Annotated in this window: 27 protein-coding genes; 14 read left to right on the forward strand and 13 right to left on the reverse strand. The window is 44.6% G+C overall.

The window, feature by feature from the left end:
* Positions 1 to 67: 67 nt before the first annotated feature.
* From AB1Y31_09100 to AB1Y31_09115, 4 genes are all read right to left on the reverse strand, one after another.
* Entirely contained in the window at positions 68 to 832 is a 765-nt protein-coding gene (locus AB1Y31_09100) for an HpcH/HpaI aldolase/citrate lyase family protein (GenBank protein ID MEW4983326.1), read from the reverse strand.
* A 23-nt stretch (positions 833 to 855) separates the two neighbouring features.
* The gene (hpaH, locus tag AB1Y31_09105) at positions 856 to 1,659 is read right to left on the reverse strand and encodes a 2-oxo-hept-4-ene-1,7-dioate hydratase (GenBank protein MEW4983327.1); all 804 of its coding nucleotides are present in this window, start codon (positions 1,657 to 1,659) and stop codon (positions 856 to 858) included.
* Positions 1,653 to 2,513: an alpha/beta hydrolase gene (locus AB1Y31_09110; protein MEW4983328.1), complete on the reverse strand. Its 861-nt coding sequence runs from the start codon at positions 2,511 to 2,513 to the stop codon at positions 1,653 to 1,655. Before AB1Y31_09110 ends, hpaH begins: the two co-directional genes overlap by 7 nt.
* Positions 2,514 to 2,626: 113 nt before the next feature.
* Entirely contained in the window at positions 2,627 to 3,019 is a 393-nt protein-coding gene (locus AB1Y31_09115; protein ID MEW4983329.1) for a limonene-1,2-epoxide hydrolase family protein, read from the reverse strand.
* 268 nt (positions 3,020 to 3,287) lie between these two features.
* Here AB1Y31_09115 and AB1Y31_09120 point away from each other — a divergent pair, with 268 nt between their 5' ends.
* On the forward strand, positions 3,288 to 3,815 hold the full coding sequence (locus AB1Y31_09120) for a hypothetical protein (protein MEW4983330.1): 528 nt from the start codon (positions 3,288 to 3,290) through the stop codon (positions 3,813 to 3,815).
* Positions 3,816 to 3,911: 96 nt separating this feature from the next.
* On the opposite strand, the gene AB1Y31_09125 is transcribed toward AB1Y31_09120, so the two are convergent.
* Positions 3,912 to 5,876, reverse strand: coding sequence for a hydantoinase/oxoprolinase family protein (locus AB1Y31_09125; GenBank protein MEW4983331.1), 1,965 nt, complete (start codon positions 5,874 to 5,876; stop codon positions 3,912 to 3,914).
* Positions 5,877 to 6,027: 151 nt separating this feature from the next.
* Here AB1Y31_09125 and AB1Y31_09130 point away from each other — a divergent pair, with 151 nt between their 5' ends.
* The 10 genes from AB1Y31_09130 (at position 6,028) to AB1Y31_09175 (ending at position 13,601) form a co-directional block, all read left to right on the forward strand.
* Positions 6,028 to 6,960: an ATP-binding cassette domain-containing protein gene (locus AB1Y31_09130; GenBank protein ID MEW4983332.1), complete on the forward strand. Its 933-nt coding sequence runs from the start codon at positions 6,028 to 6,030 to the stop codon at positions 6,958 to 6,960.
* Positions 6,953 to 7,708 carry an ABC transporter permease subunit gene (locus AB1Y31_09135; GenBank protein ID MEW4983333.1) on the forward strand — a complete coding sequence of 252 codons (756 nt, stop codon included), beginning with the start codon at positions 6,953 to 6,955 and terminating at the stop codon, positions 7,706 to 7,708. Before AB1Y31_09130 ends, AB1Y31_09135 begins: the two co-directional genes overlap by 8 nt.
* A 95-nt stretch (positions 7,709 to 7,803) precedes the next feature.
* Positions 7,804 to 9,054 carry a Gldg family protein gene (locus tag AB1Y31_09140; GenBank protein ID MEW4983334.1) on the forward strand — a complete coding sequence of 417 codons (1,251 nt, stop codon included), beginning with the start codon at positions 7,804 to 7,806 and terminating at the stop codon, positions 9,052 to 9,054.
* Positions 9,055 to 9,057: 3 nt separating this feature from the next.
* Positions 9,058 to 9,915 (forward strand): DUF4340 domain-containing protein, encoded by an 858-nt coding sequence (locus AB1Y31_09145; protein MEW4983335.1) that lies wholly within the window; start codon positions 9,058 to 9,060, stop codon positions 9,913 to 9,915.
* Complete coding sequence (gene mutM / locus AB1Y31_09150) at positions 9,908 to 10,723, forward strand: bifunctional DNA-formamidopyrimidine glycosylase/DNA-(apurinic or apyrimidinic site) lyase (protein MEW4983336.1); 816 nt, start codon at positions 9,908 to 9,910, stop codon at positions 10,721 to 10,723. Before AB1Y31_09145 ends, mutM begins: the two co-directional genes overlap by 8 nt.
* A gap of 101 nt (positions 10,724 to 10,824) precedes the next feature.
* Positions 10,825 to 11,559: a DUF1538 domain-containing protein gene (locus AB1Y31_09155; GenBank protein MEW4983337.1), complete on the forward strand. Its 735-nt coding sequence runs from the start codon at positions 10,825 to 10,827 to the stop codon at positions 11,557 to 11,559.
* Positions 11,556 to 12,353, forward strand: coding sequence for a DUF1538 domain-containing protein (locus tag AB1Y31_09160; GenBank protein ID MEW4983338.1), 798 nt, complete (start codon positions 11,556 to 11,558; stop codon positions 12,351 to 12,353). The genes AB1Y31_09155 and AB1Y31_09160 overlap by 4 nt, the downstream gene beginning before the upstream one ends.
* 1 nt (position 12,354) lies before the next feature.
* Positions 12,355 to 12,705, forward strand: coding sequence for a P-II family nitrogen regulator (locus AB1Y31_09165; GenBank protein ID MEW4983339.1), 351 nt, complete (start codon positions 12,355 to 12,357; stop codon positions 12,703 to 12,705).
* Positions 12,702 to 13,115: a CBS domain-containing protein gene (locus tag AB1Y31_09170; protein MEW4983340.1), complete on the forward strand. Its 414-nt coding sequence runs from the start codon at positions 12,702 to 12,704 to the stop codon at positions 13,113 to 13,115. The genes AB1Y31_09165 and AB1Y31_09170 overlap by 4 nt, the downstream gene beginning before the upstream one ends.
* A 102-nt stretch (positions 13,116 to 13,217) precedes the next feature.
* Complete coding sequence (locus AB1Y31_09175) at positions 13,218 to 13,601, forward strand: hypothetical protein (protein ID MEW4983341.1); 384 nt, start codon at positions 13,218 to 13,220, stop codon at positions 13,599 to 13,601.
* Between the two features lie 42 nt (positions 13,602 to 13,643).
* On the opposite strand, the gene ggt is transcribed toward AB1Y31_09175, so the two are convergent.
* The 6 genes from ggt to AB1Y31_09205 are packed head-to-tail and all read right to left on the reverse strand — an operon-like array spanning position 13,644 to position 19,292.
* On the reverse strand, positions 13,644 to 15,314 hold the full coding sequence (gene ggt, locus AB1Y31_09180) for a gamma-glutamyltransferase (GenBank protein ID MEW4983342.1): 1,671 nt from the start codon (positions 15,312 to 15,314) through the stop codon (positions 13,644 to 13,646).
* Positions 15,315 to 15,317: 3 nt separating this feature from the next.
* Positions 15,318 to 15,575 (reverse strand): YfhL family 4Fe-4S dicluster ferredoxin, encoded by a 258-nt coding sequence (locus AB1Y31_09185; GenBank protein MEW4983343.1) that lies wholly within the window; start codon positions 15,573 to 15,575, stop codon positions 15,318 to 15,320.
* 2 nt (positions 15,576 to 15,577) lie between these two features.
* Positions 15,578 to 16,057, reverse strand: a complete 480-nt coding sequence (gene coaD / locus AB1Y31_09190) for a pantetheine-phosphate adenylyltransferase (protein MEW4983344.1) — start codon at positions 16,055 to 16,057, stop codon at positions 15,578 to 15,580.
* Complete coding sequence (rsmD, locus tag AB1Y31_09195) at positions 16,050 to 16,631, reverse strand: 16S rRNA (guanine(966)-N(2))-methyltransferase RsmD (GenBank protein ID MEW4983345.1); 582 nt, start codon at positions 16,629 to 16,631, stop codon at positions 16,050 to 16,052. The genes coaD and rsmD overlap by 8 nt, the downstream gene beginning before the upstream one ends.
* The gene (locus AB1Y31_09200; protein ID MEW4983346.1) at positions 16,631 to 17,950 is read right to left on the reverse strand and encodes a pitrilysin family protein; all 1,320 of its coding nucleotides are present in this window, start codon (positions 17,948 to 17,950) and stop codon (positions 16,631 to 16,633) included. The genes rsmD and AB1Y31_09200 overlap by 1 nt, the downstream gene beginning before the upstream one ends.
* Positions 17,940 to 19,292 carry a pitrilysin family protein gene (locus tag AB1Y31_09205; protein MEW4983347.1) on the reverse strand — a complete coding sequence of 451 codons (1,353 nt, stop codon included), beginning with the start codon at positions 19,290 to 19,292 and terminating at the stop codon, positions 17,940 to 17,942. Before AB1Y31_09205 ends, AB1Y31_09200 begins: the two co-directional genes overlap by 11 nt.
* A gap of 75 nt (positions 19,293 to 19,367) precedes the next feature.
* Here AB1Y31_09205 and ftsY point away from each other — a divergent pair, with 75 nt between their 5' ends.
* From ftsY to ftsX, 3 genes are read left to right on the forward strand one after another with little or no spacing between them, the layout of a single operon-like run.
* A complete protein-coding gene (gene ftsY / locus AB1Y31_09210) occupies positions 19,368 to 20,366 on the forward strand; it encodes a signal recognition particle-docking protein FtsY (GenBank protein ID MEW4983348.1) in 999 nt (332 codons plus the stop codon).
* Positions 20,367 to 20,372: 6 nt separating this feature from the next.
* Positions 20,373 to 21,035: a cell division ATP-binding protein FtsE gene (gene ftsE, locus AB1Y31_09215; protein MEW4983349.1), complete on the forward strand. Its 663-nt coding sequence runs from the start codon at positions 20,373 to 20,375 to the stop codon at positions 21,033 to 21,035.
* The gene (gene ftsX, locus AB1Y31_09220) at positions 21,028 to 21,987 is read left to right on the forward strand and encodes a permease-like cell division protein FtsX (GenBank protein ID MEW4983350.1); all 960 of its coding nucleotides are present in this window, start codon (positions 21,028 to 21,030) and stop codon (positions 21,985 to 21,987) included. Before ftsE ends, ftsX begins: the two co-directional genes overlap by 8 nt.
* A 379-nt stretch (positions 21,988 to 22,366) precedes the next feature.
* On the opposite strand, the gene AB1Y31_09225 is transcribed toward ftsX, so the two are convergent.
* Both AB1Y31_09225 and AB1Y31_09230 read right to left on the reverse strand, forming a co-directional pair.
* Positions 22,367 to 23,989, reverse strand: a complete 1,623-nt coding sequence (locus AB1Y31_09225; GenBank protein MEW4983351.1) for a methyl-accepting chemotaxis protein — start codon at positions 23,987 to 23,989, stop codon at positions 22,367 to 22,369.
* Between the two features lie 109 nt (positions 23,990 to 24,098).
* Complete coding sequence (locus AB1Y31_09230) at positions 24,099 to 24,509, reverse strand: hypothetical protein (GenBank protein ID MEW4983352.1); 411 nt, start codon at positions 24,507 to 24,509, stop codon at positions 24,099 to 24,101.
* Between the last annotated feature and the right edge of the window lies 1 nt (position 24,510).

The following is a 24,510-nucleotide window of genomic DNA, read 5'->3' on the forward strand; positions in this document are numbered from 1 at the left end:
AAGCAGGTATAAAAAAAGCTTATGGTCATTACGGCCATAAGCTTTTTTAGTTTATAACCGGTAAAAATTAATCTGCATTAAAGCGCCCCAATAAACTATTAGCGGCTCCCTTCAATAACAAAGTATCTGCCGCTATTAGAAAAAAGTTCGCGCCCATTTGTTGATAAGAAGCCAATTGCTTAGGGTCGGCACAATACACACCCACCGGTTTGCCAAGCGCATGAATTCTTTGTATCGCGTCTTCAACAACACGACGCACTTCTGGGTGTGCTGGCTGCCCAATATATCCCATCGCTGCTGCTAAATCAGCGGGGCCAACAAAAATCGCATCAACACCCTCAGTCTGGGTAATTGCATCTAGGTTAGCGACCCCTTCTAAACTTTCTATTTGCAAGATGAGGCAGACATTATCATCTGCTTTTTCAAAATAGTCGGGGAACGAGCCCCATCGTGTTGCACGTGTTAAACCACCACCTAAGCCACGAATACCTTTTGGGGGAAATCTAACGGCCTGCGCTAACAGTTCAGCTTGTTCGGCTGAATCAACCATTGGAATAAGCAAGCTTTGCGCGCCTATATCCAATACACGCTTGATGGTTGCCTCATTATGGTCGGGCAAACGAACTACTGAATTAACGGGATAAGCGGCTAATGACTGTAATTGCCCCATAATGGATTTAATGTCATTAGGTCCATGCTCACCGTCAATTAACAACCAGTCAAAGCCCGTAGTTGCCATAAGCTCAGCAGCGGTATTATCGGCTAAAGCCATAAAGGCACCCAACTGTCGGGTGCCTTTATGAAGAGCCTGTTTAAATGTATTTTCAATCATAGTCAGTACAAACCATTAAAGCCTTAAACAAAACGGAAACCAATACTGCCTAATTTACCAAAGTCGGCGTGAAAAGTATCACCTCGCTCAACCGATAATAAGCGCGTAAACGAACCGCCTAAAATGACTTGGCCCGGCTCTAATGCTATACCATGCGGCGCAAAACGCCTTGATAACCAAACAATACCATTACCAGGGTGATTCAACACACCGGCTGAGACACCGGTTTCTTCAATCAACCCATTACGTGAAACAATGGCGCCAATCCACCTCAAATCAACGTCCATTGGCCTAACCGGGCGACCGCCGGTAATAAGGCCTGCGCAAGCCGCATTGTCTGCGATCGTATCAAATACCTTACGACGTCGACCCGTTTCTGGATCAACACGTATCACACGTGAATCCACAATTTCAACAGCAGGGCATACATAGTCCGTGGCATCTAACACGTCCATCAAGGTAATGTTCTCCCCTTCTAAACGCTTACCCAGTACAAAGGCAATTTCCACCTCAACCAGTGGCGCAATAAAACGGTCGAATGGTATTTCAGAATTATCGGAAAATACCATATCGTCCATCAAGGTACCGTAATCCGGTTCCGTTATTTGCGACGCCATTTGCATAGCACGAGATGTAAGGCCAATTTTCCGACCAACAATTTTTCTGCCTTGAGCCAGTCTTAACTTTGTCCACTCTGCTTGAATCGCATAACCATCTTCGATGGTCATCTCTGGGTACAAATGTGAGAACTGTGGAATAGTCTTACCACTGGCTAGCGCTTTATCAAGCGCTAGCGCAGAGGCTTCTAATATTTTCTGGTCTAACACCTGATTTCTTTACCCAAGAAGTGAGACATAATAATAGGGTACATGCCATCCCAGCGTTGTGTTTGCGCCCAATGGCCACAACGATCCAGCACGTGTAGCTCAGCACGTTTTAAATGCTCTAAGAAGTACATGCTCGTTTCTAGTGGCACAACTTTATCTTGGCGTCCATGAACAATGGCCCACTCTTGATCCATCGCTGCAAGCACTGGTGGTGGAATAATTAATTTATCCATGTCTTCGTTCATCGCTCTAAACATAACTTCTTGAATAGGGCGCATTTTAGGGTCCATCGCTTTTTCAAAACGGTCTTGCATCACGGCTTCTAGATCTTCGAAAATGCTAGGATCATAAACAAAACTTTGAATTAACTCACGGTAGCGAGTAACGCGCGGGTCATCATAGAAGCTCATCATACGTGCGAGTGTCGCCGACTTGGTGAACGGCGCACCAATTGCACCCATTAGCATACATTTATCAAATCTGTCTGGCATTTCAACCACACATTGTAAGGCAAGCGCACCACCCATTGAGTTACCAATAACGTGTGTTTTCTCAATCCCTAACTCATCTAATAAACCTTTAACCTGCTCCACGCGGTAACCCATCCAGCGAGCAATTTTTTGTGGAATTTCTTTAGGCATTTCTGAACCACCAAAACCGATAGCGTCTGGTGCAATCACATAAAAGTGCTCCGCCAAAATCGGCGTACATTGCGTCCAGTTAGAAGCTGCACTTGCGCCAGGCCCTGCACCATGTAGCAACAAAAGCGGTGGGTTTTTAGGGTTACCGGCTATAAGACAGTTACTTGCCAATTCCCCTGACGGGATCATTTTTTCTACCATTTCAAAACTCATCTTTCTCTTCCTCTTTTAGTTTTAAGAATATCTACAACACGTCTTTTCGTAGCCCTATAAGCCACTTACTTTATTCACCAATAAAAATCTTTACTCATATTGCGCTGCGATCGCTACAGTGCTGGCCCGCCACGTTTGACCCAATCCTGCAAATCCCAATATTCGCGCCATGAGCTTATTTTTCCATCATCATCGAATTCAAAAATTCCTAACACCGGCAATTCTTTCATGATTGATCCGTCTTTGAAGCCAAACGTATCAAGCCGTTCCGTTACCACACGTTCGTCATCAGCCACTAAGGTTAATATCTCAAACCTTGCACTCTCTGTGGCCTGAAAGAAGCCTTCTATAAAGCCAGTTATCTGCTGTAGACCCATAATCGGCTCTACCGGTAAGTTGTGATAAACAGCGTCTTCGCTCATGAGGGATACAACACCGTCAATATCCATTGCATCCCATGCTGTACAAAAACTTCTAACCGTTTCTTCATTACTTTTTAAAGTCATTATCTTCCCTATTCAATTCTAATTTTTTGTATCGCGACACTGAATCCCAGCAATACTCGGTTTAAAACTACCTAACATTTGATTCTTGAATATCTTCAAATATTATTAACTACTTATGTTCATGAAATCAATGCCTTTGATCACTGATAGTCGATAAAAAAATTATCATCCATTATGCATAAAAAATCGAATTGAACTAAACAGTACCTCAATAGCCCAATCTTATGTTAAGTTGATATTTCCATTATGATATGGGAGGTAGTTTTTAATGAAAAGACGTTTATATTTTTTGTTACCTGATCACGACACCTCTGAACAAGTTGTTAACGAGATGTTAATCGCTCGCATAACTGAATCAAATATCCACATCCTCGCCAAATCTGGCGCCGACATGGCCGCTTTACCCGAAGCCAACTTACTTCAATCCAGTGATTTCATTCACAGTGTAGAAACTGGTGCAGCATTAGGCGGCGTAACGGGAATTTTGGCCGGACTTGCCGCAATGACTTTTCCGCCAGCTGGGTTAGTACTTGGTGGTGGCGCTGTTCTTGGTATTGCCCTTGCAGGGGCTGGTGTTGGGTCTTGGGCTTCTGCCATGATTGGCATTAGCGCACCTAATTCTAGACTTAAAGCATTCGAAGCAGCCATAGAAGAAGGCCAATATCTGATGATGGTAGACGTGCCGATTAAAAAAGTGGCCGAAATAACCAAAAGCGTGAAAGCACATCACCCAGATACCGAAATTCATGCTTGTGATCCGGAGATACCGGCTCACCCATTAGGCGGGATTTATTAGTATTTAGCTCGTCCGGCTTGCTATTTGTCTGCCTTTCGCCAAAGCGCGAGGTGCGATTGCGCGCAAGTTCAACACTTTAACAAGATGCTTTTTTACTTAGCTTGAAGGCTCAACCGCATTCAACTTAGACAAAACCAAGTTGCCAAAAGCATCCACCTTACATTGCCAGTTCGGCGCGAGATAGGTGGTGGCAACTTGCTCCACTATCAGCGCTTCACCTTTAACAACATCGTTTAGCATGAGTTTCTCTCGCTGATAAATGCGCACTCCCTTATCCGACTCAACAGGAACTTCGTCACCCACCAGGCGTTCCGATTGTTGCGTTAAATGAGGCGTTGGCATTTCACCCGACAAGGATGCACGTAAATTCACCAATTCAACGGCCAAATCTAAATCATGGCCATAACGACTTTTATGCATGGCGTGAAAATCCTTTATCGCTAACGCCTCATTCTGCCAGGGGATTGGCAGTGTGTACGACTGGCCAACGTACCTTAAGTCGACTAAATAACTGATTGTTATATCGTCTGGCGATACCCCTTCAGCCACCAGTTCCGCCTGCCCCTGCCTAACCATCGTTGCAAAACCTTTTTCTATTTTCTCAATAGACACCTCTGATAATACCCCTAATAAACTTCGAGATAATTCACGTGAACGTGGTGCCGCCAACATACCAAAAGCAGACAGCACCCCCGAATTAACCGGCACAACCGCTGTTTTCATACCCAACGCGTCCGCCAGTGCACACACGTGTAAACCACCTGCACCACCAAACGTCATCAATGTATAAGGCCTTGGATCAATGCCCCGTTGAATTGAAATAACGCGCAATGCACGCGCCATATGTTCGTTGGCTAGCCTAATAACACCTTCAGCCGCTTGCCGAGGCTCACAACCAAGCTCGTTGGCCAATTGTTCTATGGCCTTGGCAGATGCAACTTCATCCAGTGACATTTCACCACCTAAGAAGTAGCGCGCACTAATCCTACTTAAATACACATTGGCATCGGTCACCGTGGCTTTTTGCCCACCTTTCCCGTAGCAAGCAGGGCCGGGGGATGCGCCGGCTGATTGCGGCCCCACACACAACAAGCCACCTATATCAATGTGAGCAATGGAACCACCACCGGCACCAATCGTATGCATATCAACCATCGGCACAGCGACCGGATAGCCTTCTATTTTCCCTTCATTTGTCAGTGAGATCGCACCATTCAGCAACGCCACATCGGTTGATGTACCCCCCATATCTAAGGTTAACAGCCGGTTAAATCCCGCTAATTGACCAATATGTAGCGCCGCCATCAACCCTCCAGCCGGGCCTGATAGCAACATACGTACAGCTTGTTCACCCGCTTGTTCGGCGGCAATAGTACCTCCCGAACTTTGCATCACTGACACAGATGAGGCTTTAACCGACTTAGTTAGCCTATCTAAATAACCAATCACCAATGGGCCAACATAGGCATTGAGCCAAGTCGCCATACCACGTTCGTATTCTTTATACTCGGCCAGCACCTTTGATGAACGAGAAACGAACATATTGGCCGGCATCGCCGCTTCAAGCCGTTTTTCTGCGCTAGAGTCGAGGAAGGAAAATAATAAGTTGATTGCGACTGCTTCGGGTGCCAATTTTTTTATCGTTGAAACAAGCTCGCTCACCTGCTCTTCGGTTAATGGCTCAACCAGTTCACCGGTTGCAGACACACGCCCACCCGTTTCCAAGCAAAGACTCGATGGCACAGGAGGCTGTTGCGGTGCAGGGTTCAAGTTATACAACTCTTTCCTTGCTTGACGACCTATCGTTAACATATCCGCTAAACCATGATTCGTCACAAAACAGCAACGCACCCCTTTTTTCTCAAGTAGCGCATTAGTTGCCACTGTTGAACCATGAACGATCAACAGACTTCCGTCGTCAACAGCTAACTCATCTATACCTTGCAAAATAGCTTTCTCAGGTGCGCTGGGTGTAGACAGCACCTTGTGAATACGTACACCTTTATCGTCAATATAAACGAAATCGGTAAATGTACCGCCCGTATCTATGCCTAATAACATCGAAAAAACTCTGCTTTTAAAGGCCTTATTTTTACACGCCTAAATAATAGATTCACGTTTATTTATACGCCGCTGGTTGCTTGAAAGAGATGCCGTCGCGTATTAGACTCTTTCGCTTATTCAGCCTCACAACATCACGTATACTTACTCGATGAGCACATTAATCGAAGTCAATCATTTATCTCGTCAATTCGGCGATCATTGTGCTGTCGATGACGTGAGTTTTTCACTCGACAAGGGTGAAGTTCTTGGCTTTTTGGGGCCAAATGGTGCCGGCAAATCAACCACCATGAAAATGATCTGCGGCAATCTAACGCCCACGATTGGTGAAATTAAGATTAACGGCTATGACATTATCGAGCAGCCTAAACTGGCAAAAGCTGAATTAGGTTTTTTACCTGAAATCCCTCCCCTTTATCCCGATTTGACGGTAGATGAATTTCTAACCTATTGCGCCAAACTGCATGGCATCCGCAAAACGGCGATAAAAAAAACAGTGCTACGTGGGAAATTAAAATGTGGCCTTGCAGATATGGGTACGCGATTAATCACAAACTTATCAAAGGGCTACCAGCAACGCGTTGGCATTGCACAGGCCATTTTGCATAATCCGTCGGTTATTATTTTAGATGAGCCGACCGTTGGTCTTGACCCCATTCAAATTTTAGAAATTCGTGAACTCATTCGTGAACTAGGCAATGAACACAGTGTGATTTTATCCACCCACATTTTGCCTGAAGTGCAGCAATCGTGTAGCCGAGTGCAAATTATTCATCACGGTAAACTGGTCTTAAACGAAAGCATCGAAGGTCTCTCACGCCGCATGACTTCATCTAGCTTAAGGGTTCGCTTTTGTGAACAACCCGAATTAGGGTTATTTCAAGATATAGCGCAAGTAACGGCCATTGAGGAACTGGAGAAACAACAATACCGTATTCACCACGAACAAGGCTTCAGCATTGCCGAAACCGTCGCCAAACTTGCCGTTAATAATGATTGGGGCATACTCGAATTAATGCCTGAGAAACACGACATGGAACAAATATTCCTCTCAATTACCCAAGACCCAAATAACCATGAGTAGTCTAATCATTGCTGGGCGCGAACTGCGTAGCTTATTTTTATCGCCGCTTGCTTGGACCATCCTCGGCGTTACCCAGCTCATTCTGGCGTATATGTTTTTAACGCAAATTGATTACTACCTGACGATACAAGCAAAATTGCTTGGCATACCTGGCGCACCCGGCGTGACGGACCTTGTGGTTGCTCCCTTGTTTGGAAATGCTGCCGTTATTTTATTGCTGATTACGCCACTATTAACCATGCGTACCATTAGCGATGAACGACGCAATAAAACCATCAGCCTGTTATTTTCTGCACCGATCAGCCTGACTGAGATCGTACTTGGAAAATTTCTCGCCATCTTGGCGTTTTCACTGATCATTCTGTGTTCAATCACACTGATGCCCTTATCTTTATTAACCATCGGCGAGCTAGATATGGGTAAATTCTTTGCCTGCCTACTCGGCATGACATTGCTCATGGCATCCTTCAACGCACTGGGACTATATATGTCTGCTGTCGCGTCACAACCAACCGTTGCTGCAGTCGGTAGCTTTGGCGCGTTATTATTATTGTGGATTATTGATTGGGCTGGCAGCAACAGCGGTAACAGTAGCAGCTTGCTTGAATACATTTCTATCATGCGCCATTTCGAAAATTTATTACGCGGTTTAGTGAATACAAGCGATATTTTTTACTTTGTATTATTCATCGCTGGCTTTCTAATTCTCAGCATTCGTCGACTTGATAACGACCGGTTACAAAATTGAAAATTACTCGCAAAGCCCATCAGTTTATTCGGCTACAAAATGTCGTTTTCACAGCCTTATTTCTCGGTACTTTAGCTCTTCTGGCATGGCTGAGTATGCAGTATACCTTTCAGTCCGACTGGACAGCTAACGCTAGGAACTCCCTATCTGCCCCGAGTATTCAGCTACTTAAGAAAATCAAACTGCCTATTGAAATAACCGCTTACGCATCTGAAAATCAGGTTTTACGTCGACAAATCTCCGAGCTCGTTGCTAAGTATAGCCGTCATAAAAGCGACATTTCGCTGACTATTATTAACCCTGATATGCGCCCCGATCAGGCACGTGAAGAAGGCATCACGACTGATGGCGAGCTCATTATTCGATATAACGAGAAGCGCGAAGCATTACAACAACTAAACGAGCAAGCGCTCACAAATGCGTTGCAGCGCCTTGCTAATAGCGAACAACGCTGGGTTGTTTTCCTGACTGGGCACGGCGAACGAAACCCAGCCAACAACTCAAATTTTGACTTTAGCGTGTTTGCAGGCGAACTTAAAAACAAGGGCATTAATAGTCAAACAATCAACCTAGTTGAGACCCCTTCGATTCCAAATAACACATCGTTACTCGTTATCGCCGCTCCAGAGGCGCCGCTACTCAAGGGTGAAATTAACATTATCAAGCGCTACCTTGAAAACGGCCTGCCACTTTTACTACTTAGCGAACCAAATCAGGCCGCTATTATCCAACCATTAATTGAACTCCTCGGCATCAGCCAATTACCCGGTACGGTAGTCGATGCAACAACACAAATGTTCGGCATAGATGACCCAACGTTTGCACTGGTCACACAATACCCAAACCACCTCGCCACTCAACATCTACAGGCAATGAGCTTGTTTCCAGGCACGGCTGGCTTCACCATATCAGCGGACAATAAATACACCGCCGAAGCATTACTGTCGACGCTTGAGCGTTCATGGACAGAAATTGGGCAGATCGAAGGGCAAATTAAATTTGATGCCGATAGCGATGAGCAGCAAGGCCCCATTGCCATTGGCTATGCTCTCACTCAGGCTAACAAAACCCGTTCACAACAGCGAATTGCCGTCATTGGCGACGCAGATTTTTTATCTAACTCATTTCTTGGCAACGGTGCCAATTTAGACCTTGGCTTAAGCCTTATACAATGGTTGAATCACGACGACTCTCTGATTGATATTCCAGCAAAAACCGCAGCCGATACTTCATTAGAGATTAATCAAACTTGGTTAATCATCTTCGGCATCGGGTTTTTATTCATTCTGCCTGCCGCCTTTATTATCAGCGGCATTGTTATTTGGTTGAAGCGTAAAAAGCGTTAAACAATGAAAAGTCGATTACTCATTAACCTGTTGCTGGCATTACTTGTCGTCACACTCGGCCTGGTCGCATGGCTAAAACCGGGGCAGGTCAGCGGCAAAGCAGCACGAATCACCTCACTTGATATGGCGGCGATCAACACGATTCGTATTGAACGCAAAGACGCTAGCTTTATTGAATTACAACGTGAAGAAAGCCATTGGCTACTGACACAGCCCATTAAGGCACCCGCACTCACAGGAAAAGTAGAGCGTCTACTCAAAATTTCTCAAATAGAACCGCCTGTTAGCTACACCTTAGATAGCTCTTCTTTAAATCAATTCGGGCTTAAGCCACCCACCGTACAGCTTTCCTTTAACCAGCAAACACTCAACATCGGTTCCACCGAAAGTGTTCATTCACGCCGTTACGTCAGTAAGAACGAACAGCTTTTTTTGCTCGACGACACCTTCTTACACCATTTAACAGCGCCCATTAACGCCTATATCGACACACGATTACTACCCGATAATATTCAAATCACCCATTTACAAACCCCACAAACATCCCTGCAAATAAATGACGATAACACTTGGCAAAACCTTAATACGCCAACCGACGAGTTATCATCTGACTCCGTTCAAATGTTACTGGATGAATGGCGGTTTGCACGCGCTATGAACGTTAGCACTCAAACTCACGAACCCGCTGATGGAATGATTATCATCTCATTCAAGCAACATCAAAAAATGCACTTTAATCTCATTAAACAAAAAGACAACATCATTTTAATTTCTCAAGAGACAAAACTGGCGTACACCTTTAGTAGCGTGAAATATAAAAAGATGACCACCCTGCCTAAACTCGAAGACTCTAATGCCTGAATTACCTGAAGTAGAAACAACTCGTCGCGGTATCGCCCCACATATCGAAGGCCAGCAGGTATCAAACGTTATTATTCGACAAGGAAAACTACGTTGGCCCGTTAGCGAGGAATTATCAACCTTACTGCCTGGCCTTCGCATTAACCACGTAAGGCGCCGAGCAAAATACCTGCTTCTTGACACCGACAAAGGCACCTTGATTATTCACCTTGGCATGTCCGGCAGTCTACGCGTCATAAACGCTTCAATTGAGCCCGAAAAACACGAACACATCGATATTATTTTCACTAATAACATGTGCTTACGTTATAAAGACCCCCGTCGTTTTGGCTCTATGTTATGGGCATCTGGCCCTGTAGAAGATCATAAATTAATCCAACAGTTAGGCCCAGAGCCGCTGTCCGAGCTATTCAATATTGATGATTTTTACCCAAAAACTCAGATGAGAAAAACGCCCATTAAAAGTCTCATCATGGATGGGCACGTCGTCGTCGGGGTGGGTAATATTTATGCCAGTGAAGCACTATTCCAATCAGGGATTCACCCCAAACGAGCCGCTAATAATATTTCTAAAAAGCGGCTTAAAGATCTGGTCGCTGCCATTAAGACCATTTTGGCGAAAGCCATTGAGCAAGGCGGTACGACACTGAAAGACTTCGTTAATAGCGAAGGCAAGCCCGGCTATTTTCAGCAAACGCTCAATGTGTACGGGCGCGGCAAGCTGCCCTGCCCAACTTGTAAAACGCCCATCAAGCAAATCGTTATTGCGCAACGATCTACTTTTTATTGCCCACACTGCCAACGCTAAGGCCGCGGATTTATAAATTTTATCCAAGGACGCATAAAATATAATTCTTTATTGGGAATACGTCGTCAATTCCTATAAAGTTAAGACTCAAGGAGGGGTGTTTGTTTCAAGTAAAAAATAAGTTTTTAAGGCAATTGTTTGGCAGTTTTTTAGACTTACTGCCGATTTTTGCGGTGATCTTTGTTTTCCAGCTATTCATTCTTCGCCAACCTATTCCCAATATTGCGGACATTGCCGTTGGCACGGCATTTGTCGTTCTTGGCCTCACTCTATTTATCCAAGGACTTGAGAAAAGCTTATTCCCCATCGGCGAAACTATGGCATACGCCTTTGCAAAAAAGGGCAGCTTATTATGGCTACTGTTATTTGCCTTTGCCTTGGGTTTTGGCACAACAGCCGCTGAACCTGCGTTAATTGCCGTTGCCGATGAAGCCGCCCGCATCGCAGCCGAAGGTGGCATGATCGAACAAACGGATACCGCAAAAAATGATTATGCCTTTGGCCTTCGTTTTACGGTGGCCTTCTCAGTCGGTTTCGCTATTTTATTAGGCGTACTTAGGATTATTCGCGGTTGGCCACTGCATTATTTGATTATTCCAGGCTATATGGGCGTTGTCATAATGACCTTCTTTGCCCCAGATGCCATTATTGGCATCGCTTATGATTCAGGCGGCGTGACCACATCGACCATTACAGTCCCCTTAGTGACCGCGCTAGGCGTTGGCCTAGCATCTGCGATTAGTGGTCGTAATCCCATGACTGATGGCTTTGGCCTTATCGCCTTTGCATCCCTTACGCCGATGATTTTTGTAATGGCCTACGGCATGATTTTATGATCGATTTAATGAACGAGGTCTTCAACACGTTCTTGAATACATTGCGCGACGTGGCCCCCATCGTTTTTGTCATCGTTTTCTTTCAGTTAGTTGTCATTAGGCGACCCTTTAGTCATTTCAAAAATTTAGTCAGCGGCATGTTTTACGTCGTCTTAGGCATGACCTTCTTTCTCGTTGGCTTAGACAAAGCGCTGTTCCCACTAGGAACCTCAATGGCGGAGCAACTAACAAGCCACGATTTCATTAACCCATCTACCGACCAAAGCATTCGGATTGCATGGCAAGACTATTATTGGGTCTATATATTCGGCGCATGCATTGGCTTTGCAACCACCTTAGCCGAACCCGCTTTAATCGCCGTTGCGATCAAAGCTCAACAAATTTCCGGCGGCAGCATTAAAGCATGGTACCTAAGACTAGCTGTGTCTATTGGGGTTGCCGTTGGGATTTCTCTCGGCACCTATCGAATAGTGTCCGGTATAGACCTTTACATGTTTATTATCGCCGGATATATCGTCGTGATTATTCAAACAGTTTTCTCGCCCAAACTCATCATCGGCCTCGCCTATGATTCAGGTGGCGTTACCACATCCACCGTAACGGTGCCCTTAGTAACCGCCTTAGGTATTGGGCTAGCGTCTAGTATCCCCGGTAGAAACCCATTACTTGATGGCTTTGGCCTTATTGCCTTTGCCAGCCTTTTCCCCATTATGGCGGTACTCGCCTACGCTCAAATTGCCGATTGGATAAACCGACGTGCTCAACTCAAACAACTGGATAAAGAAGGAGAATAAAATGCATTTTAAATTAATTATCGTCTTCGTCGATGACAACAAGACTGACAAAGTGCTTGAAGCCGCGCGAGCTGTTGGCGCGACCGGCGCGACCATTATCAATAATGCACGTGGCGAAGGTATAAAGAAACAAAAAACATTTTTAGGTCTAAACCTTGAAACACAACGCGACGTTTTACTGTTTTTAGTCGAAGAGCACTTATCTCGGGCCATCATCGAAGAGGTCGCTCGTGCTGGCTTATTTGACGAAGAACCTGGTAGCGGCATTGCTCTACAAATCGATGTTGAAGATGCAATCGGCGTGTTACATCAAGCAAAAGAAATAACACAAACAATTGAGGGGGACTTATGAGTGACAAAAAATTAATTACGGTCCGTGATGTGATGAAAATCGACGTCCATATGATTGATGGAACGGCCACCATTACAGAGGCCATCAGAATGATGAAGAAGCAACAAACATCGGTCCTGTTTGTTGATAAATTTCATGAACATGACGAATACGGCGTCATCAATGCTGGCACTATCGCAAAGCTTGTCCTCGCTAAAGACAGGGCTCCCGATCGAGTTCATGTGTATGAAATTAATGAAAAACCACTGATCAACGCACACCCTGACATGGACATTCGCTACTGCTCCCGCCTATTCGCACGCTACGATTTAATGCGCGCACCCGTTATGGAACAAGGAAAGATCATCGGAGTGGTTAGCCCCATCCAGCTTGTTTTAGAAGGCTTATGTGAATTAACCGGTATCTGCTAGTTCCATTTACATTCGTTAACGTTTTCGCTAACCTTGGCTTAGTCGAAACACGAGAGCTTTAGGGGTTAAACGTCTTACCTTGAAATATATTCTGGAGACCTTATGAATACCATCAAACTATCGATCATTTTCTTTCTTGTCGTCTTTAGCACAAACTCATTGGCATATGGCAGCACAAGTAGCAGTAAAAAAGCCTGCAAAAAACCCACGTTAACGCAAATAACACCTACTCACTTATCCGCTGTTTCAGCCGAAGCAGGTTTTTCTTTTCAAACGTCTAAACTAACATTGCCTCACAGTATCCGAGTGACTGCCAACAAGATTCCCGTTGAGGTTAATATTCAAGAAACAAAAGCCGGCCTCATTGTTTCAGGCAAGCTTCCAGCTTCGATAAAAAAGAAATATGTACGAATTGATGTTGACGCAACAACAAGCAGTAGCTGTCAGGGGATTGACGGTTGGTTACTGAAAATTGAAAAACTCTAAACTCTTAGCTAATTAAACATTGCAGAAACGACACGCTCATCGCTATTGAGTCACTTGTTCAACAATCGCTGAACCAGAGCCTCTGCGGTCACTGGCCGCCATTAATTTATTGTTCTTTTTATCCCATAAAATAGCGTGCATATTGCCATAATGTCTGCCAACAGATTTCAATGTGTGGCCTTTTTGCTTTAAGCCCAACGCAACTTCATCTTTAAACGTATCCGGCTCGTGTTGAATAGCGTCCGGTAAATATTGATGGTGATAACGTGGCAGGTTAACCCAAGATTCAGAAGACTGGCCTTTCTCAGCATCCAAAATAGCAAGCAGCACCATACTGATAATCCTGCTACCACCCGGTGTACCGAGCACCCCTACTTTGTTATCGGTTTCAATAAATGTTGGTGACATACTGGATAACATTCGCTTACCCGCTTTTATCGCGTTCGCCTCACCGCCCACTAAGCCATAAACATTCGGCGTACCCGGTTTAATTGAAAAGTCGTCCATTTCATCATTCAATAACACCCCTGTGCCGCTTGGTACAAACCCTGAACCAAACGGGTAGTTAATTGACAGCGTCGCAGCCACTCGGTTGCCATCTTTATCAATCACCGAAAAATGCGTGGTGTCATGGCCTTCTATTTGATTTAAACCCGTTAATTGCTGACTGGGCGTTGCCTTGTCTAAACTTAAATTCGTTGATGCCTCACGCGCATATGATTTTTTGCTTAGCTCTACCACTGGCACCTCCACAAAATCACTATCGCCCATGTACAAGACACGGTCACGATATGCCCTTCTCATCGCCTCAACCACAACGTGAACACGCGTTGTTTCGTCCATCGCCGACAAGTCGTATTGTTCTAAAATATTCAACGTAATGGCTAGCACTAGGCCACCCGATGAGGGTAACGCCGCGCTCGTCACCTTTATGTTTTTGTAATCAATCACAACCGGAGCGCGTTCTTTAACCGTATAGTTCGCCAAATCTTGCATACTCCAAATGCCACCATTTAGTTGCACGCCACGAACCAACTTACTCGCTAAGTCTCCTTTATAGAACCCGTCAAAGCCGTGCTCTGCGAGCAATTGCAAGGTATCAGCTAAATCCATTTGCTTGATGAGCGCGCCTAGTTCTGGCACTTTCCCATCAACAAGAAAAATAGTACTCGCCGATTTATTAGAGGCTAATACAGCATGACGGAACTTAGCTAAACGTCGGTAGTGCTCATTCACCAAAAAGCCTTGCTTGGCCAACCTAATCGCTGGTTTTAAACTATCCAGTAACGGCAATTGTCCATATTTTTTGGACAACTGAACCAAGGCTGCTGGCAGACCAGGAATACCGGCCGCCAAGGCACCATTAACTGAGGCGCTTTTAACCGGCTCACCCTGTTGATCCAAATACATATCGCGATGCGCAGCAAGCGGCGCTACTTCCCGGCCATCAAGCATCACCTGCATGCCGTCACTTTGTCGATGTAGCAACCAAAATCCACCACCGCCCATACCCGAACCAAATGGCTCGACCACTGCCAACGCTGCACTAATGGCAACAGCGGCATCAAACGCATTACCACCTTGGTTCAAAACAGCAAGGCCCGCTTGCGTCGCCGCTGGGTGTGCACTGGCAATGGCTTGCTCATGATATTTTGTTGAGGCGTTCGCTGTTAGCGAAAGAAAAATAAGGCTTATGAGTAATAAGTGTTTCACTGTTTAAGCCTCATTTCCTGCCATTAAGCGTTGGTACTTCAGTTGCAGTTGCTCTTCTGATTCTACGTTGTCTGGATCTTTTGGTATGCATTCAACCGGACACACTTCTACGCACTGCGGCGTATCGTAATGGCCAACGCATTCTGTGCACAAATGAGTGTGTATTTCATAGATTTCTTCGCCCATAAAAATCGCATCATTCGGGCATTCTGGTTCGCACACATCGCAATTAATGCATTCATCAGTAATTATTAACGACATATTTAACTCAATTTATCCAAAATAGCTTGTTCAACACTGGCAGGAACAAAACTCGTAATATTACCGTGGAAACGCGCAATATCACGCACTAACGTAGAAGACACCGCGCCCCATTCAGGGTCTGTTGTTAAAAACACAGTATCGAGTTCAGGCATCATTTGTCTATTCATCCCCGCCATTTGTGCTTCATATTCGAAATCTGCAATACTACGGATACCTCTGACAACGACGTTTGCCTGATGTTGTTTCGCTACATCAACCAACAAGCCATCAAAAAAAACCACATCAATATTTGAATAGGATGAGAAGGCGGCCTTTGTCATATCGAGACGCTCCTGCGCATCAAATAACGGCGATTTACCCGCACTTCTTGCTACCGCAACCAGCACCGTATCAAACAGCTCACTCGATCGCTGAATAATATTGATGTGACCATTCGTAATCGGATCGAACGTGCCGGGATAAATTGCTTTTTTAGTCATTGCCTTCTCGGTGGTATAGGTAATAGGCCACTTGGCCCGCTTTTTTACGTCGGTGCTGAACCCAGTTATTAGGTAAAAAACTCAAATCTAATTTACCTTCGCATTCTAAATAGATAACAGCATCATCCGATAAGCAGCCACTTTCTTCAAGGCGTTTCGCGCAGTCGCTCAACTCACCTTGCTTGAAAGGCGGATCAAGAAAAACAACATCAAACAAGGCAGCTATGCCTTTACTCTTATCTTTTAAAACATCTAAGGCCATCCGATGCATCAATTGAACATTATCCGCCTGTAGCAATGCCTTATTAGTGCGCAACGCTTTGATTGCTTTAATATCCTTCTCAACCATCAGTACATTACGCGCACCTCTTGATGCCGCCTCAAAACCTAATGCACCACTGCCAGCATACAAATCTAAACAGTTTGCTTGCGGTAAATAGGGCTGCAACCAATTAAACAAGGTTTCTCGAATGGGATCTGTGGTCGGCCGTAAGCCGTCAAGACTGGGGAATTCAATTTTACGCCCCCGCCATTGCCCACCAATAATACGTACGCGATTGCCCTTGGCCGCCATCAGTCTTTTTGCTCCACCGACTGACCCACCGTTACCATCACCATTTTATCCATCAAAATACGTCGCTGAAACGCCTGCGTTATTTGCTCTTGCGTGACCGCCTTTACCCTTTTTATGTAGCTGTTGAGGTAATCCAACGGTGTACCGCTCACCACGATGCCGACTACGTTACTTAGAAGTTTATTGTTACTGTCCAGTTTTAGCGCAAACCCACCAATGATATTCTTTTTAGCTGCGGTGAGTTCTTCTTCAGTTGGGCCATGCTCTATAAAATCTTGCAGTGTTTTTTTCACCGCATCCGATGCTTCTTTCACTTTCTCATTACGCGTTTGCAAGCCGATAAGGAAAGGGCCTTTTTGCACCATCGGGTGAAAATAACTATAGGCACTGTACGCCAAGCCTCGCTCCTCGCGAATTTCTTTAACAATACGTGAACTAAAACCACTGCCACCAAGAATGTGATTACCGACATACAAGGCAAAGTAGTCGGGATCGTTATGCTTCAATACTGGCAAGCTGTACATTAAGTGTGTTTGTTGTGACGGGTACTCTTGGTGAATCGCTTCAGCCTCGGCTTGCACAGCCACTGAAGGTATCGCCCTCGCTGTCTCACCTGTCGCCAAGTCAGCAAGCAAATCCTTTACCATATGCTCCGCCTGCTCGCGTGACACGCCACCGACAAGCACAACGACGAGATTATTCGCAACGTAGTAGCGTTGGTAAAATGTCTTTAGGTCGTTCAGCTGGATCTCGTTCACAGAACCTTCAACACCCTGTATCGCGTTGGCATACGGGTGACCTTTAAACATCTGTTGATAAAGCGCTAGCTGGGCTAAGGTTCCGGGTGATTCTTCCCGCCGCTTAATACCCAATAAAGTGCGTTCTTTTTCACGCTTAAAATCTATTGCTGGGAAATCAGGCTTATTCACCAACTCCTTTAGAACACCCCATGATGTTTGTAAGGCACGTTTATCCGTGAGGCTTCTAAACGAAATGCTCGTAAAATCGCGCGAGGTAGAAACAGCTAATTCTGCCCCAACACTTTCAAACCGCTCGGCAATTTCTTGCGCGCTATAGCCAGCTGCGCCCTGATTAAGTAAGGCAGCGGTTAATGCCGCGACGCCTTTTTTCTCACCGTCTCTTGCACTACCGGCATCAAACACTAATCGAGCATCCAGAATGGGTAGCCCTTGCGTTGGCACAAAGTAAACTTTCGCGCCGTTATCTGTTTGCCAATGTTGAATAGTTGGAACCGCCACAGCCAACGTGCTAACGAGTAGCAGAATAAAACCAGAAAATACCTGAGCGTTAGTTCGCATGGCGCAACTCCTGCGGCAACATGTGCACCACGGTCAAATGATCTTCAATAAGGTACGTCTTAGCCACTGCGCGCACTTGTTCTGCCGTAACCGCTTTCACCTTATCAACGTACTCATCAGCTTTTCGCCAACCAATACCGACTGTTTCCAACATACCTAATTGCATCCCTTGATAAAAATTCGAATCTTTTTCGTACACCGACGAAGCGATCACTTGTGCCTTAATCCTATTCAATTCTTTTTGCTCCACCAAATCAGTTTGCAGCTTAGCCACTTGCCCGAGTATCGCAGTCTCAAGTTGTTCAGCACTCATGCCTTGCACCGGTGAGCCATCAAATAAGAACAAGGTGGGTAAACGCGCATTCATGTCATAACCGGCACTAACGTTAGAGGCTACTTGCGAACCACGTACTAAGTTTGACGCTAATCTGGCACTCCTACCACCGCTTAAAATACCTGATAACACCTCCAGTGCATACACATCGGCGTCATCCTCAACTGAGTTGAGTACCGGCACTTTATAACCCATTAATAAATAGGGTACTTTTGCTTGCTGCTTAATAATGCTCCGCCGAACACCTACTTGAGGAACTTCAACTCGTTTTTTAACCGCTTTAAAAACCGCCTGCGGAATGGGGCCAAAGTATCTTTCTGCCAGCTCAAATACCCGCTCTGCTTGAACATCACCGACGATGACTAAGGTTGCATTATTCGGTGAATACCATTGCTTATACCAATCCGCTAAATCCGTTAGCGTCATATCGGCTAAATCCTGCATCCAACCGATAATAGGATTTCTATAAGGACTACTCGTATAAGCTAACGCTTTAAAGTACTCATAGGTTTGCCCTTGCGGCTTATCTTCGGTGCGCATACGTCGCTCTTCCATCACCACTTGTAGCTCTTTCACAAACTCTTTTTCTTGAAGCTTAAGTTTTTGCATCCGCTCCGCCTCGAGCTTTATGCTCACCTCAAGACGCGAGGCTTCCATTGTTTGAAAATAGGCGGTGTAGTCGGCACCGGTAAATGCATTTTCACGCCCACCATTTTCAGCAATTATTTTAGAAAACTCACCCGGCTCAAGGTTATCGGTCCCTTGAAACATCATGTGCTCTAATACATGAGATAAACCGGTTATCCCATCGTGCTCATAGCTCGCCCCTACTTTATACCAAATTTGTGACACCATAACGGGGGCTCGATGGTCTTCCTTAACCAGTACTTTTAAGCCATTTTTTAGCACTTTTTCGTGTACCATATTAGGCAGATTTTCTGGCGAGGCAAAACTGTTCGACGAATAAACAATATTCAGAATAAAAAGCGCTGCAGATAACTTTCTCATTTTGTTCTCACATAACCTTAAACGAATTTAAAACAGGGATTTTACGACAAAATTCCCTCGGAAAGACACAATATCATGTTTGGATTTGGCAAGAAAAAAGACAACGATGCTCCAAAGCACGCTCCAGTCGAAAAATCTAAAGAAGGTTTTTTTGGGCGCTTAAAGAATCAACTTTCAAAAACACGTAGCGGCCTAACCGGCGGCTTAGGCAACTTATTTTTAGGCAAAAAACAAATTGATGATGATTTGTTTGAAGAGTTAGAGATGCTACTGCTGATGGCTGATGTTGGCATCGAAGCGACGCAACAGATTATTAGCAACCTCACCGAGCGCGTTGCTCGCAAGCAGCTGTCAGATCCGCAAGCGTTAACACAAGCACTGCAAGAAGAAATGCTCTCGATTCTAGAGCCTAACCAGCAAGCTTTAAAGATTCCTGAGAGTGACGAGCCCTTCGTCATTTTAGTTGTTGGCGTCAACGGCATGGGCAAAACAACAACCATCGGCAAGCTTGCTAAGCGCCTTCAGGCTGAAGGTAAAAGCGTCATGCTGGCTGCTGGCGACACCTTCAGAGCCGCCGCTATTGAACAACTTCAAGAATGGGGAAAACGTAACGATATTGACGTTGTCGCCCAGCATACAGGTGCCGATTCGGCCTCCGTTATTTACGATGCCTTTGAAAAAGCAAAAGCTCGCAAGATTGATGTTCTACTCGCAGACACTGCCGGTCGCTTGCATACTCAAACAAACTTGATGAACGAATTAAGTAAAATTAACCGCGTCATCAAGAAAATTGATGAAAGTGCGCCGCATGAAACCATGCTCGTGGTGGATGCCGGTACCGGGCAAAACGCATTGGCTCAGGCAAAAAACTTCGACAAAGCCACGCCTCTTACGGGTATCACCTTAACCAAGCTTGATGGCACAGCCAAAGGCGGCATTATTTTCGCCATGGCTAACCAATTTAAACTGCCCATTCGCTTTATAGGTATTGGTGAAGGCATCGATGATTTACGCCCATTTAATGCCTCAGAATTCACCAGCGCTTTATTTGAAAAGTCAGACCACGACGCTTAATTCGCTATGCTCCAATTTATTAACGTTAGCAAACGATACCCTGGCGGCGCTGATGCACTTAGAAACGTTAATTTTGAATTAAAAAAAGGTGAGATGGCTTTTCTTACCGGACACTCTGGTGCAGGTAAAAGTACGTTACTAAAACTGATTGCCATTCTTGAACGCAGCACTCAGGGCCAAGTAATGTTGGATAACCAGAATATCGGCCGTATTTCAAAACACCATGTGCCGTACGCCCGCCGTAAAATCGGCATGATCTTTCAAGATCACCGCTTGCTACATGATCGCACCGTCTTTGATAATGTTGCCCTACCGCTTATTATTGCAGGCCTTGACCGCCATGACATCCAACGACGTGTTCGCGCTGCTCTCGATAAGGTTGGGCTACTCGGCAAAGAGCAACGCTACCCGATCACCCTATCCGGCGGCGAACAACAACGTATTGGCATAGCACGCGCCGTGGTGAACAGACCGCCAATGATCTTAGCCGACGAACCAACGGGCAACCTTGACCCTGCATTATCTGAAGAAATCATGCAATTATTTGAACAGTTCAATCAAGTCGGTGTAACCGTGCTCATTGCTAGCCATGATGTTTCTCTTATTCAGCAAATGGGCTATCGAACACTGCAACTTTCACGCGGTGAAATGGTGAATCATCATGGCTAGTCGCCGTAGCAATCTTCAACGCCCCACAAGCCGATTCAACCTACGCTCGTATCTGTTGATACACCTACACACTTTTTTTGCCAGTCTTGGGCGTTTTTCAAGAGCACCTTTCAATTTCATGATGACGGTCAGCGTTATCGCCATTACCCTGTCTCTGCCATCTGGCTTGTTGGTCTCCATTAGTAATTTCCAATCGCTGAGCGGTCAGATTGACCTAAACAATAATATCTCTCTTTTTCTTAACCAATCCGTCACCCTTGAACACGCCACGGAATTATCAAGCGCTTTAAAGCATAACGAGAAAATACAACAAGCCGTTTTAATTGATAAACAATCCGCATTGGAAGAGTTCCGCCAATACAGCGGATTCGGCTCGGCGATCAGCGCGCTTGGAGACAACCCGTTACCGCACGTCATTCAAATAACACCCATTGCAGATATTGATAACCAAGCAGCGCTTCAATCATTAATTAACGAACTCAAGCAACGAGCAGACATCCAATTAATACAAATGGATATGGGCTGGCTGGATCGCTTAAATGGCATTCTCAATATCGCCCAGCGCGGTGTGAGTATTATTACTATTTTATTGGGTTTTGCTGTGCTGCTGATCGTCAGTAACACCATTCGACTTGAACTTCAAAACCGACGAGACGAAATTGATATTACCCGACTTGTCGGTGCGACACGCGCCTTTATTATGCGCCCATTCATTTACAGCGGCTTTTGGTATGGCTTTCTTGGTGGTGTGTTTGCTTGCCTACTGGTCAACTTATCCATTTGGCTTATCGATGGCCCAACAAGCTCATTAGCTACTTTATACAACAGCTCCTTCAACCTTTCCTTTATGTCATTCGGGCATGCGGTGTTATGGATATTATTCTCTATTTCATTAGGAATAACCGGCTCTTGGGTCGTCGTTAGCCGTTATTTATCTGATTTAGAAAGCTGACGTTTCTAGCCACAGGCAGACCGAAAGCACCGGCGGTAGTCTTTTTGAGCAATTAGGCGATATAGCCAGTTAGCTCAAGTAAAACCTCGGTTGAGATATAAAGATTGAATGAATCATAAGGACTTTTTCAAAAAAGCCCCAGTGATCGGCCGAATAAGGTCCTGTTTACGCCTTTGAGTTAGCTACCTGAAATCTTGCAAAAAGCGCTGTTCAACTTCGTCTTTCTTTAGGCCATTGCCCAATCCAAAGCTGTCTATATTTATCACGTTAAGAGCAGGCTGGTGGCAGCGTATTTCACCAAAATACGTTATTTATTAATGATGCATAAGAAAAATGAAACGCCCCTTTTTTAAAGGGGCGGTAATCCATAGCTGGGCTTTTAACCTAACTTAAATTGCGAAGTAGTGTGTTGTAAGCTCTCTGAAAAAGAAGTGAGTTTTTCAACAATCCCTTCAACCTCTTGAATGTTAAGACGAGTAGCTTCAACAGAGTTGATCATCACACTCATATTCACCATCACTGTATTTGCTACGGTTGCTTGCTCTTTCGTACTGGAAGAAATATCACTGCTCAATGTGGAAATGCCAAATACTTGCTGCTGAATACTACTTAATGCATCACCCGCAATTCGTGTTTGTTCGGCATTATTTTTTGACTTTTCAGTCGCAGAGACCATCGACTCAACAGATTGCTGAGCTGCATTACTGAGCTTAACGACTAGCTCTTTAATATTATTAGTCGCCTCGGAAGTCCTTGACGCTAACGTTCGAACCTCATCGGCCACCACCGCAAATCCGCGCCCATGTTCCCCTGCTCTAGCCGCTTCAATGGCAGCATTTAACGCGAGCAGATTGGTTTGATCAGAAATATCATCAATAACGTTAAGGAATTGATCTACGTCCTTGGCATCGTTAGCGAGTGTATTGATTAAGATCGTCGCTTGATCCATTTCATGGTTGAGCGCATTAGAGATTTCTATCGTGCTATTAATAATAGCCTGGCCTTTTTTGACTTCATTTTCAACCTGCTTAGTTGAATCGACCGCTTTACTAGCATTATCAGCCATGCCATGAACATTTTCCTGCATTTCATGCATCGCCTGATTAACAGTAGAAACTTCACTTTCTTGCTCATTCGTTAATAAATTAACCGCGCTCATCTTTCCTTTAAGGTCGTTAGAGGCGCTACTCAGTGGGTTCGCTACACTCACAACATCAGATATAGAAGAGCGCAAAAGCTTCATAAATTTATTAAAGTGAGTTGATAATTGCCCAAGCTCATCTGTGCCGCTAACATTCAACTGCTGATTTAAGTCACCTTCACCGTTAGATAAATCTAACAAAGATCCCGCAATATCACCGGCCGCTTTCACGATATTCCTACTAACGAATGTAGCGATAAAAATCATCATTGCTAAAAGAACAATACCAATAATAATTGTTGTATAAATAGATTTCTCAGAAGAATCAATAGAGTTACTAATCACTTTGCGGAAAGAGAGATCTGTATCTTTTTGATAAGCTAAAACGCCTTCAGTTAATTGTTCATACAACTTTGCTTTGACCCCTGCCTTCGCCGTAATTTTCTCAAAATCTATCTCTTCACTGAGCATTGCAGTTGCAATATCAACATTGAGGGCTTCATATTGGTTAAGGCGCTTTTTAATTTGCTTTAATGAGGCGGCAGATTTTGGGTCAAATTTAATTAACTCATCAATATTTTTTTTAATTAATCGATTGGTCGCCCCCGCCTGATCAAGCAATTCCGCCTCGGCCGTCGAAACGGCTTGGGTATAAAGCTCTTCTACACGTTGAATTTGCAGGCTATTTTCATTAGATAGTCTAATTAAAGGATAGATATTAGTCTGTAAATTATTCAGGTTTGATTTAACCTGGTTTGCCCCATAGATGCTAACAGCCAAAGTCACTAAAAAAGTGGTGACCGCCAGAGCAGTAATAAGAGCAATTTTATAAGATAGTTTTAAATTATTGAGAGAAAACATGATTTTCTTACCTTCGGTAATAGCAAACTTTAATAGATCATACTTTCGTTACTCACCTCCCCTCAACAAAAAGAGAGGAGGCGATAACGATTTTTTTTAAACGTTTAGTTTAAAACGTACCAACGACTTTAACATCAGCCGTTACTTTTGCACTATCGACAAAACCAATAGTGCTAGGGTTGCTTTTAACCAACTCTAACATTTCATCAGAAGAAACACTTTTAGGGGGTTTAGCCTTACCCGTAAAGACGAGTTTAGCCCAATAAGCTTTCAATTGACTCGACGATTTACCCAGTAGTTTAGTATTAAACTCATCAGAGATCGTACCGCTTTGTGTTAACGGAATAATGGCTCCGCCACTAGGAAATGACTTTGTCTTACCGAGAAATATCTTTGAAACAGCCGCTTTATCTATCACATCCGCATTAGATGGGTGGACGATAACAGACACTTCAGCAGAGGCCACGGAAGCAGCAAGAAGCAAAGCCGCTAGAGTAAGTACTTGATTAAGTTTTTTCATT

Origin of the sequence: Cycloclasticus sp., assembly GCA_040743155.1 — a bacterium.
In the GTDB taxonomy this organism is placed as follows: Bacteria; Pseudomonadota; Gammaproteobacteria; order Methylococcales; family Cycloclasticaceae; genus Cycloclasticus.